We start from the raw sequence: 11,381 nt of genomic DNA on the forward strand, positions 1-11,381 counted from the left end.
GACGCATGAAACTGGGCAGTTTCAAGCTGCGTCCGCACCATTGGGGAATGCTTGCAAGCATTTTGCTGTCGCTTGCGCTTTTCTCCTGGGCGCCATTTGGAATGAACACGCAACGCGAGCTTTTCTTCGACAGCCTGACACGCCTGGGACCAAAGCCGGCAACCGAGGCGATTGTCGTTGTCGATCTTGCAGGTTTCAAGGCAGACAAATGGAACCGGGCCGACCTAGCCGAGCTCGTTGAACAGATCGCATCAAAACAGCCTTCCGCGATGGTTTTCGACCTTGTTTTCAGTTCCCGTTGCGGTGCGGATATGGTTGAAAACCGCACGCTTGCAGATGCTCTGGAAAAGGCACCCTCCATTCTCGGATTTCTGGTGGGTGGAGGCGAAAACGGGAAGCCGCGCCCGGCTCCACCCGTATTGACCGCGAGGCCGCTTGCGGTGCCGGATTTCTGGTTCCTCAGCGGGGTTGAAGCCCCTTGTCCGGTGTTCATGGATTCTGCAAGCGCGGCGGCTGCATCCTTTCTCGTTGGCGATGCGGATGCCAGGGTGCGTCGTATTCAGGCATTCTCCATTACCGCTGGAACAGCCTATCCCGCACTCAGCCTTGAGGCTGCACGGCGCATGCTCGGCGCGGGGTCGCCACCGATCATCGGCGGCCTTGATCTCTGGCTCAAGCTCGGCAAAAAGACGATCAGCCTGACGGAAGACGGTGGCATCCGCTTTGTCGCCTCCGACAGGGAGACGATTGCAAAGCGCACTGTCAGTGCCGCAGACATCATGAAAAATGCTGTCGATACACAGCGTTTGGCAGAAAAGCTTGTCTTCATCGGCAGCAGCGCGCCAGTTTTCGGCGGTTTGCGGGAAAGCGCCACAATGCCCCTCGAACCCTCGGTACAAATCCACGCAGACGCGGCAATTTCGATTGCTGCCGGTTTTGTTCCGCTTCGCGATTATCGTTTTGCACGTTACGAAGCGCTTTACCTCCTCTTTGCAGGTGTCTTTCTCGCATTCGCTGCGACGCGTCTACAACCTGCCTATCTGGCCGCTCTCGGTGTCGGACTGATCGTTTTTTCACTGGCCGCATCACTCGCCATCTATGCGACGACGGCCTATCTGACGGATGGTTTCTCGGTGAGCATTGCGCTCGGCCTTGTGCTTGCCATCACCACCTTTTTCCAGTTTGCTCATTCGCGTCGCACCGAGCGGCTGGCCCATCAGCGCTTTGGTCAGTATCTGCCGCAGTCGGTTGTCAGCCGCTATCTGGAGGGTGACGAACTCAGTGCGCAGGAGCGCCAGGTGACCGCGCTCTTTACCGATATTGAAGGGTTTTCGTCTTTGGCAAAGCGTATGCCACCGCAAGAGCTGGTTGGCCTGTTGGACACCTACTTCTCGGAAGTGAATGCGCTGATCGCGGCAAGCGGAGGGATGATTGACAAGGTGGTGGGCGATGCGGTGCATGCGCTTTTCAATGCGCCAGAGGACTTGGACGCGCATGTCGATGCTGCCGTTGTGTGCGCCGGCAGAATTCGCAGGCTCACGGAAGAGATGCGCAAGCGTCCGCAATTTGCGGCTCATGCATTTGGCCGCACGCGCATCGGTATCGAGACAGGTCTGGCGGTGATTGGCGAAGTGGGGGCGGGTGGCAAGCTGGACTATACCGCCCATGGCGACGCTATCAATCTGGCCGCCCGCCTTCAGGAGGCCAACAAGTTCCTCGGTACATCGATTTGTGTCGGCCCCTCTGCAGCCCGGGAATGCAGCCTCAAACTGCGTGCGCTCGGCGAACACGACATACGCGGTTTCGGTCGCATGCAGCTTTTTGCACTCGACGAGACCGGCGCGCCCTGATCACAGGCAGCGCACTCTTACTCAAGACCAATGCTGGAATAGGCTTCTGCAATGCGGCTTTGTTCCCAATCCTGGGGAATGGAGGGCACGGCAAGCCTGGAAAGCTCTGCCATGGTGGCTTCTTTGCCGAGCGAACGCGGCGCAGATTCCGGTGGACGGATATCGAGACCCTGCCCCCTCAGAAGCCTGCGGGAAACACCGGCATTTGTAACCTCCACCTTACCATGCTCCACAAATACCGAGAATGCGCCCCGATTAGGACCGGCAAAGAATTTCGTTCCGCGAACGCCGATCATGCCGAATGCGGTGCGAACCGACACATCGATCTTGGGCAAGCCTTCGGGTCGGTCAAAAATCATCTGACCGCTCGCCAGTTCGAGCACACCGCCCTGGCCGGCGATAAAACTGTCGATGAACAGAGAGGTTTGCGGCCCGAGAAGAATTCTGGTGTCTCCTCCGAGCTTCAGCTCTGCCGAGCTTTCCTCACCGGTTGAAACCAGATCACCGTCCAGCAAAGGGTTGCCGCTTTCGAGCCTTTGATGGCCGTCTCCTGCAGAACGGCTTAAAAGCCCGCGGACCTGGACCACAAAACCAAGGTCTCCGCTCGCCTCGGAAGAGCGGATCGACATCAACACGGCGCTTGAAACCACGCCGCCAAGCAAGGCGCGTCGTGAAATCGCGTTTTTATCCGCCCGCTTTGAAAGACTTTGCATGTGCATCTTTTATCCCTTCGCAGGAACTATATTCAAACCGCCTACTTGACTGCAATCATGTCACCGAAAATTGTCGCGGCATGTTCCGCGGGGAACAGTCCAACCATCCGTATTCCGGAACAAGCTCTCCCCTCACATGTTTAGACACCAGCCGCTCCACCGTAGAGCTTTTCTATTGTGGTTCTGTGAGCCGGGGACCGGGTTCGCCTGATCCATGGATGTTAACGGCGGATGGTCGAACGGTGGTGGTGACCTATTGCGTTGAGGAGAACAGCATGGCGTCGAGGACCTATTGGAAGGGTAACCTGAAGCTTTCGTTGGTGACAGCGAAGGTGTCGCTGACACCTGCCCGCACCAGCGGCAACCGCATTCGATTTCACATCCTCAACCGCGAGACCGGCAACCGGGTGGAAAGCCGTTACATGGACAGAGAGACCCACCGCCCGGTACCAGAGAAAAACCAGGTGCGCGGCTATCCGAAACCTGACAGCGACGACGACTTCGTGCTTTTGGAGGACCACGAGCTCGATGCGGTCGCGTTGGAAAGTCGGCGCACGATCAATATCGAACAATTCGTGCCGTCAAACTCGATCGCCTGGATCTGGTATGACCGGCCACACTTTCTGAAGCCCGAGGACGAGCTGAGCCATGAAGCCTATGGCGTCATCCTGCAGGCCATGGCGCGGAAGAAGGTTGTTGGCATTGCACGGCTTGTGCTGCATGGCCATGAGCATGCCGTTCTTCTCGAACCGCAGGGAAAAGGCATTGTTTTGTGGACCTTACGCTATGGGAACACCGTGCGTGAGCCTGTGGCGCAGATCGATCGCGACACGAAGACCGAGCGAAAGGCGCTTTCTGCTCTGGAAAGGGTGATATTGGAAAAGACAAGATCCTGGCAGCCCTCGATGGTCAAGGATCCGTTGCAAGCAAAAATCAAGAAGCTGCTGAGCGACAACACGAAAAAGATGCCGCCAAAAAAGGCGGCTCGGAAGGTGCCGAGCGCCAAACAGGGCAATGTCATCAATATTACCGAGGCGCTACGCCAAAGCCTTCGCGCCGACAAGAAGCGCTGATCATTTCGTAGGGAGAGGACGCGCGGAGGAGAAGAACGTCTCCCACGGATCATTTCGCAGATTCATGAGCCGCGCCGGCGCATTTTCGACCGTGAAATAATCCGGCCCGATATCGGCCGACAGTTCCTCCCAGGCAAGCGGCATCGATACTGCGGCACCCGGACGCGCGCGGGTCGAGTAAGCCGCGATCGCGGTGTTTCCCCGTCCATTGCGCAAGTAATCAATGAAGATGCGGCCGTTGCGTTTGGCCTTGGTCGAAACCGCGACATAGAGGTCCGGCTCATCTTTCGCCATGTCGGTCGCCATCTTTTTCGAAAACGCTTTGACGCTGCTCCAGTTCGCCTTCGGCTTCAACGGCACCACCACATGCAGGCCCTTGCCGCCGGAGGTCTTGACGAAAGGAACAAGTCCGAGCGCCTCGAAACGCTGTTTCAGCACCTTGGCGGCTGCAATGACATCGCTCCACGGCACGTCCTCGCCGGGATCGAGATCCATGGTGATCATGTCGGGCTTTTCCCAGGCCTTTGTGTTTGCGCCCCAAGGATGGATTTCCAAGACGCCGGACTGCACCAGCGCCATCATGCCGTCAAAATCCAGGATACGCAGCAGAGGCTTTCCACCGCGATCTTTCGGATCGGCCACCTTGTCAATATGCCGGTTTGCGCCGCGCCAGGTGTGCTTCTGGAAAAACCGCGGCCCTTCAATCCCCTCCGGACAGCGCAGAAGGGCGAGTGGTCGGTCAATGACAAAGGGGGCCATGAAGCGCCAGACCTGTGCATAATAATCTGCCAAACCTTCCTTGGTCACGCCGGCACCGGGCCAGTAAAGTCGATCGGGATGGCTGAGCTTGACATTGCTTTGGGGAGCGGAGGGTTGGTCGGGCTGGGCATCTTCGCGACAAACCGCCTCCGCCGGCTTGTCCTCGCGAAGCCCCCGGAAAGAGGCGTGCCGCAAGTTGCCATCCGCCGACCACGCGCGAAATTCCACCTCGGCGACGAGTTGCGGTTCGACATAGACAAGGTCGCGGCGGGCATTGGCCGACAAATTTTCGCTGAACGGGTTTTCCTCGCGTGACAAGGGTGCCAGGCGGTCGAAAAGGCGCTCGCTTGCCGCCCGCGTGAAGCCGGTGCCGACCCGTCCCACATGACGGAGTTTACCGTTCTCGAAAATGCCGAGCGCCAGCGAGCCAATCGCCTGATCCGAGGTGGAGGAAGGCGCATAACCACCGATAACGAATTCCTGTCGATGCGAGCATTTCGATTTCACCCACTGGCCTTTGCGCCCGGAGACATATCTGCTCTTGCCGTCCTTTGAGATCACCCCTTCAAGGCTCAGGCGGCAGGCATGTTCCAGCACAAGGCCGCCGGCTTCATCAAAATGTTCGCTGTAGCGCACCGTTGGCTTGGCGGCCTTCAACAGCCCCTGCAGCTTCTCCTTACGGGCAAGAAGTGGAACGTTGCGCAGGTCGTGACCATCGAGATAGAGGAGATCGAAAGCGTAAAGGACGAAACGGTCGTCTCGCCCTTCGCTCAAATCCTGTTGCAGGGCTGAGAAATCGGATGCGCCGCTGGTGCCTTCAACCACAACCTCGCCGTCGATGATCAGTTGTCGGGCCGGAAGCGCCGCAAATGCCTTCTTCAGGGCCGAACCGAACTTGTCCGTCCAGTCATGCCCGCTGCGGGTCAACAACGCCACAACGCCGTCTTCCAATCGCGCCTGCAGGCGATAACCGTCAAACTTTATCTCATGGAGCCATTTCTCCCCCTTGGGCGGCTGTTTTTTCAAGACAGCGAGGCAAGGGTCAACAAAATCCGGCATTGATGCCACCTTTGCGCCAACGGGGAAATCTGATCCGGCTTTGCGCTTTTTGTCCTTCTTGACGGATTCGGTGCGTTCCAGAATCCGGTCGCCACGGTCATGAACCGCATTTTCATCATCGCCCTTGATCAAGAGCCAGTTTTCTCGCTTTTCCTCCGGCTTGCCCTTCATACGCACCAGGTGCCAGCGACCTTTCAGCTTCTCGCCGGACAGTTCGAAGTCGAGTTTGCCCTTTCGGTAGCCCTTGGCGGCGTCTCCGATGGGTCGCCATTCTCCCCTGTCCCAGAGAATAACCTTTCCCGCGCCGTATTCTCCCTTCGGTATTTCGCCCTCGAATTCCGCATAGGAGAGGGGATGGTCCTCCACGTGAACCGCCAGCCGCTTGTCCTCGGGGTCGAGGCTGGGTCCCTTGGTCACAGCCCAGCTTTTCAGGACACCGTCCATCTCGAGGCGAAAATCGTAATGCAGGCGGCGGGCATGATGCTTCTGCACGATGAACAGCGATCCCTTACCTTTGGCCTTTTCGCCCCGCGGTTCGGCTGTCCGGTCGAAACGGCGCTTGCTGTTATAGGTCTCCAGAGCCATGGATCAGCCGGCCTTTCGTTGCTTTGATTTTGAGGAAGACCGCTTGCCACTTTTTCCCTGGGCACCCGCCGCCTTGGCGCTTTGCCGCAAAGCCTCGCGCAGGTCGGTCACATTATCGGCCTCCTTAAATTTGGCCGGCTTTAGCGGCTTGCCTTCAAGCTTGGCGCGGATGACAGCGGCAAGTGCGCTGTTATAGCGGTCCTCATAATCTGCTGGATCGAAAGTGCCCATTCGCGTGTCGATGATATGACCGGCAAGATCCAGCATCTCGTCGTCATAATCTTCAGCCTTCAAGCTTGCGAACACACGTTTGGCAGAGCGCACCTCGTAATCGTAGTTGAGCGTGGTGGCAATGAGTGTGTCGTCGTGCGGCCGGATGAGCAGCGCCCGGTTGCGGCGAAACAGAACAGCTTCGGCAAAGGCTGCCGAGCTTTCTTTTTCGAGAGCCTGCGCAAACAGTCTGAAGGCGTCTTCAGCCTCCTCGTCTGTCGGTGCCAGATAATAGGGCTTGTCGAAATAGAGCTTGTCGATGTCGTCGCAGGTGATGAAGCTTCGAACGGAGATTACCTTGTCGCCCTCGGGCGCGAGCGCCTTCAACGCATCGGGTTCAACGGTAACATAATCACCATCCTCCGTCTCATGGCCACGGATCTGCTCGTCGCGATCAACCGGCTTGCCGGTCTCGCTGTCGACAAATTGACGCTCGACACGATTTCCGGTCTTGCGGTTGACGATATGGAACGAGATCTTTTCTTCCGAAGACAGGGCTGAGTACAGGCCGACGGAAAACGAGAGCTTACCGAACGAGAGGCTTCCTTTCCAAACTGCGCGCCGTGCCACGTCACTTATCCTTCCCGTTTCTGTCTATCCGGGCAATCGGCGAACCGCGGTCCAGCAAGTGCTCGACCTCGACGACATCGTCATCGGTGATGACCGGAATCGGATCGGAAGCAATCGCAGTCAGCACCTCCTTGGAGAGCGCACCATTGCGGATGGCATCTTCGAGTGCGCCACGCGTTTCGCGCTCCGCTTTCAACTGGGCGTAAAGAGCCAGAATCAGCCGGTCGCGCGCGTCGAAAGACTTTTCCGCATCCCTTTCGCTTTGGAGTTCTTTCTTCATGCCTGCATAAGCGATTGGAGGGTGAATTTGTTCCTGAACTGCTTTCTGCTGCGCGCGGCCGTTCGTTCCCTGGTCATTGAAGATATCTGACCTCTGGAACTTATCGTCTGCCGATCAGTTGATCCCGAAACCAGCAAATCTTCCAACAGCAACTGACGGGATCGCGGGACATTTCATGAAAACCGACCTTTTGATCAACGGAAATCGGCGAACACTCGACGCCGACAACCGCACCTCGCTGCTTGACGCCCTGCGCCATCATCTTGGCCTGACGGGAGCCAAAAAGGGCTGCGACCATGGCCAATGCGGCGCCTGCACAGTGCTGATCAATGGCCGCCGCATCAATGCCTGTCTGACCCTCGCATGCATGCATGATGGCGACGAGATCACCACGATTGAGGGGCTTGGGAGCGCCGAGGCGCTTTCGCCCATGCAGCGCGCCTTTGTCAACCATGACGGCTTTCAGTGCGGCTATTGCACGCCGGGTCAGATCTGTTCGGCCACTGCGATGCTGGAGGAGATCGAAGCGGGATGGCCAAGCCACGTCACAGCCGACATGACAGCTAAGCCTTCGCTGGACGAACATGAAATCGGCGAACGCATGAGCGGCAATCTCTGTCGATGCGCCGCCTATCCGAACATTGTCGATGCCATTCGCGATGCTGCATGGAGGGATCAAGAATGAAACCTTTTGCTTACGATCGTGCGACTCATCCATCAGACATAGCGTTCGCAGATGCCGGCGCTGCAATCATCGCGGGCGGGACCAATCTCCTCGACCTGATGAAACTCGAAGTGATGACCCCGGATCGTCTCTTCGACATTAACCGGATGGACCTCAGTTCGATCCAGCAGACCGAAAACGGTGGGCTGAAAGTGGAGACGCTGGTGACGAATAGCGACCTCGCCGCCGACATGCGTGTTCGCCAGCACTGGCCAGTTCTGTCCAGGGCTCTGCTTGCCGGTGCAAGTGGCCAACTGCGAAACAAGGCGACGACGGGCGGCAATCTGCTGCAGCGAACACGGTGCCATTATTTCTATGACACCGCCATGCCTTGCAATAAGCGGGAGCCGGGATCGGGCTGCGGCGCCATGGGCGGCGTCAACCGGATCAACGCAGTGCTGGGAACCAGCGACAAATGCATTGCAACGCACCCGAGCGACATGGCGGTTGCCCTTCGCGCGCTCGGTGCGACAGTGGAGGTGCGGAAAAAAAGCGGCGCGGTGCAATCCCTGCCCTTGGGTACGCTCTACGTTCTGCCCGGCGACACACCCGAGCGTGAAACCGTTCTTGAAGCCGGTGACCTGATCACAGCAGTTTGCCTGCCGCCGCCCGTCAAGGGACGGCAGATTTATCGCAAGGTCCGCGACCGAGCCTCTTATGCGTTTGCACTTGTCTCTGTCGCCGCGGTTGTTGAGGTCGTGGATGGTAAGATCGCCCGCGCCGATCTTGCTTTTGGCGGCCTTGCACCGGTGCCATGGCGTGATGGCGCTGTCGAAGAGCTGCTCATTGGCAACGCACCGTCGACGTCCCTTTTCGACGCGGCCGCCGATCAGCTGCTGAGGACTGCGAAAGGCCACGGCGGCAACGACTTCAAGATACCGCTTGCCCGGAGAACCCTGAAAGCTGTTCTGGAGGAGGCCACCCGATGACCCGCCACATGAAGATGGACAATGCCGACACGCGTCGCAGGCTCGATGACATGGTACAAGGTGCCGTGGGTGCGCCCCTCGACCGTCCAGACGGCCCCCTGAAGGTGACGGGCGCGGCACACTATGCCGCCGAGCAGCCCACCGACGCGCTCTGCTATGGTGTGCTGGTGCGCGCACCTGCGGCCAAAGGCCGACTTTTGAACATGTCGACCAATGCTGTCATGGCGCTCCCGGGCGTGTTGGCCATCGTCAGTGACGAGCGCATGCTGCGCAATCCCGCCCAGGGCACGGCCAACGAGGCACCTGTGCAAGGGGTGCATGAGATCGCCTATTTCGGACAGCCGGTCGCGCTGGTTGTGGCTGAAACGTTCGAACAGGCGCGCCATGCCGCGCAAGCCTTGCAGCTGCATATCGAAACGACGGATGAAGCCGCGCTTGATCCGCTCGCTGTCGAGCCGGAAATACCTGAGGACAAGCAATCGTCAATGGGTGATCTGGACGCCGCCATGAAGAACGCTGTCTACCGCGTGGACGAAACCTATACGACGCCTTCTCATTCCAGTGCGCCTATGGAACCGCATGCCTCGATTGCCCAATGGGAGGGTGAGCAGCTGACCTTGCGTGGCAGCTATCAGATGCTGAAATACAACCGCAACGAACTGGCCGACAGCCTCGGTATAGAGCCCAAAAATGTACGCATCCTGGCACCCTATGTGGGTGGCGGATTTGGCTCGAAGCTCGGGATTGCGCCTGAAGCCGTCGCGGCGGCACTTGCTGCCAAAAAATTGAGTCGACCCGTTTCTGTCGCAATGACGCGACCGCATGTGTTCGAGACGACGATGCGGCGGTCCGAAACGCGCCAGCGGGTGCGTCTGGCCGCAGACGCTCAAGGCCGGTTGACAGGCATTGGTCATGAAACCCTGGTTTCCAACCTTCCCGGCGAGCGTTTTGCAGAGCCTGTCACGCAGGCCACCGCCTTCATGTATCGCGGCGAAAATCGTATCATCGGTCAGAAAATCGCAAGGTTGAACCGCACTTGCGCCGGTTCTGTGCGTGCCCCAGGCGAAGCCGTTGGTGTCACCATTGTGGAGAACGCCATGGACGAATTGGCCGAGCAGGCGGGCATCGATCCCGTCGAGCTTCGAAAGCGGAACATACCGGAAGAAGACCCGACAAGGCAGGTCCCGTTTTCCTCCCACAAACTTGCAGAAGCGCTTGATGCCGGAGCGCGGGGCTTCGGTTGGGAAAAGCGCAATGCCATCCCAAAGCAAGTGCGGGACGGTGAATGGATGATCGGGATGGGCATGGCTTCGGCTTTTCGGGTCAACATGCTGAAGGAAGCGCAAGCGCGTGTCAGGCTCAATGCGAACGGCACGGCTGAGATTGAGAGCGATCAGACGGATATCGGGACCGGAACCTATGCGATTCTCACCCAGATTGCGTGCGATATGCTTGGGCTTGCTCCCGAAAACGTAACCGTTCGCCTTGGCGATACCGACTTGCCGCCAGGTTCCGGCTCGGGTGGCTCCTTTGGAGCAGCCTCCAATGGCACAGCCGTCTTCCTTGCCTGCGAAGAGCTTCGCTTGCAACTCGCCACGGCGGCCGGATGTGCGGAGCCGGATTTGACGCTGAAAGATGGAAAGGCAATTGTCGGCAACCGTCAGGTTATCATTGCCGAACTCCTGCCTAGCACTGCACTGGAAGCAACCGGACACATTGAGCCGGGCGATGCATCTTCGAAGGTGCGCCAGGCGACTTATGGCGCCTATTTCGCCGAGGTGGCTGTCAGTGCAATCACCGGCGAAACCCGTGTCCGGCGCATGACCGGTGCCTTTGCAGCTGGCCGCATTCTCAACGCAAAGACAGCCCGTTCGCAGTGTCTGGGCGGTATGGTGTGGGGTATTGGCATGGCATTGACCGAGGCGCTGGAATTCGATCCCCGTTACGGCCAGATCGCCAATCACGACTTCGCCGAATATCACATCCCAGTCAACGCCGACGTCCCGCAGATTGATGTTATCCTACTTGAGGAACACGACGACTGGGCAAATCCGCTACAGGCCAAGGGGCTTGGCGAACTCGGCATCTGCGGAGCCGGCGCTGCCATCACGAACGCGATCTACAACGCCACCGGCGTGCGTGTGCGCGACTATCCCGCCACCCTCGACAAGATATTGCCGGGGTTGGAAACATAACAGAGAAGCGGTCATTTTGGGCCAATGACTGTAAGGTGGAAAACCACGTAAGGGTCGGCCCTTGAGACCATATCTCCGGATCGGATCCATGTTGGTTTTGACCCAGGCCTCGTCGAAAAAGTGCAACGGCTTCGCGACGGGATGGCCCTGAATGGAAGTGATTGAAGAGGCTGAACAAAGTGAACGCCCTTGTCTGGACGTTGACCAAGTTAAGTTGGTTGCGGGAGGGCGTGTTAAACTTAACTTTGGGAATGGCGGTCCTATGCAGGCCAAGATGGTTGCGGGGGCAGGATTTGAACCTGCGGCCTTCAGGTTATGAGCCTGACGAGCTACCGGGCTGCTCCACCCCGCGTTATATGTGAGCATTTGTGGTT

Annotated in this window: 9 protein-coding genes and 1 tRNA gene; 5 read left to right on the forward strand and 5 right to left on the reverse strand. The window is 58.3% G+C overall.

The window, feature by feature from the left end:
- Positions 1 to 5 precede the first annotated feature (5 nt).
- Complete coding sequence (locus NHF56_RS14970; protein WP_252805884.1) at positions 6 to 1,850, forward strand: adenylate/guanylate cyclase domain-containing protein; 1,845 nt, start codon at positions 6 to 8, stop codon at positions 1,848 to 1,850.
- Between the two features lie 17 nt (positions 1,851 to 1,867).
- Here NHF56_RS14970 and NHF56_RS14975 read toward each other — a convergent pair whose 3' ends face one another.
- Complete coding sequence (locus NHF56_RS14975; protein WP_252805886.1) at positions 1,868 to 2,563, reverse strand: FecR domain-containing protein; 696 nt, start codon at positions 2,561 to 2,563, stop codon at positions 1,868 to 1,870.
- Positions 2,564 to 2,838: 275 nt separating this feature from the next.
- Between NHF56_RS14975 and NHF56_RS14980 the strand changes: the two genes are divergently transcribed.
- Positions 2,839 to 3,636: a Ku protein gene (locus NHF56_RS14980; protein WP_252805888.1), complete on the forward strand. Its 798-nt coding sequence runs from the start codon at positions 2,839 to 2,841 to the stop codon at positions 3,634 to 3,636.
- On the opposite strand, the gene ligD is transcribed toward NHF56_RS14980, so the two are convergent.
- Genes ligD through NHF56_RS14995 form a run of 3 tightly spaced genes read right to left on the reverse strand, consistent with a single transcriptional unit; the run spans position 3,637 to position 7,159 of the window.
- Complete coding sequence (ligD, locus tag NHF56_RS14985; protein ID WP_252805890.1) at positions 3,637 to 6,039, reverse strand: DNA ligase D; 2,403 nt, start codon at positions 6,037 to 6,039, stop codon at positions 3,637 to 3,639.
- Positions 6,040 to 6,042: 3 nt separating this feature from the next.
- Complete coding sequence (locus tag NHF56_RS14990) at positions 6,043 to 6,879, reverse strand: Ku protein (RefSeq protein ID WP_252805892.1); 837 nt, start codon at positions 6,877 to 6,879, stop codon at positions 6,043 to 6,045.
- A 1-nt stretch (position 6,880) separates the two neighbouring features.
- A complete protein-coding gene (locus NHF56_RS14995) occupies positions 6,881 to 7,159 on the reverse strand; it encodes a hypothetical protein (protein ID WP_252805894.1) in 279 nt (92 codons plus the stop codon).
- 160 nt (positions 7,160 to 7,319) lie between these two features.
- Between NHF56_RS14995 and NHF56_RS15000 the strand changes: the two genes are divergently transcribed.
- Genes NHF56_RS15000 through NHF56_RS15010 form a run of 3 tightly spaced genes read left to right on the forward strand, consistent with a single transcriptional unit; the run spans position 7,320 to position 11,007 of the window.
- Positions 7,320 to 7,844, forward strand: coding sequence for a 2Fe-2S iron-sulfur cluster-binding protein (locus tag NHF56_RS15000; RefSeq protein ID WP_373456320.1), 525 nt, complete (start codon positions 7,320 to 7,322; stop codon positions 7,842 to 7,844).
- The gene (locus tag NHF56_RS15005; protein ID WP_252805898.1) at positions 7,841 to 8,812 is read left to right on the forward strand and encodes a xanthine dehydrogenase family protein subunit M; all 972 of its coding nucleotides are present in this window, start codon (positions 7,841 to 7,843) and stop codon (positions 8,810 to 8,812) included. The genes NHF56_RS15000 and NHF56_RS15005 overlap by 4 nt, the downstream gene beginning before the upstream one ends.
- The gene (locus NHF56_RS15010) at positions 8,809 to 11,007 is read left to right on the forward strand and encodes a xanthine dehydrogenase family protein molybdopterin-binding subunit (RefSeq protein WP_252805900.1); all 2,199 of its coding nucleotides are present in this window, start codon (positions 8,809 to 8,811) and stop codon (positions 11,005 to 11,007) included. Before NHF56_RS15005 ends, NHF56_RS15010 begins: the two co-directional genes overlap by 4 nt.
- A 275-nt stretch (positions 11,008 to 11,282) precedes the next feature.
- On the opposite strand, the gene NHF56_RS15015 is transcribed toward NHF56_RS15010, so the two are convergent.
- Positions 11,283 to 11,359, reverse strand: a tRNA-Met gene (locus NHF56_RS15015).
- Positions 11,360 to 11,381: the final 22 nt, after the last annotated feature.

This window comes from Rhizobium sp. L1K21, from assembly GCF_024055895.1.
In the GTDB taxonomy this organism is placed as follows: domain Bacteria; phylum Pseudomonadota; class Alphaproteobacteria; order Rhizobiales; family Rhizobiaceae; genus Ensifer_A.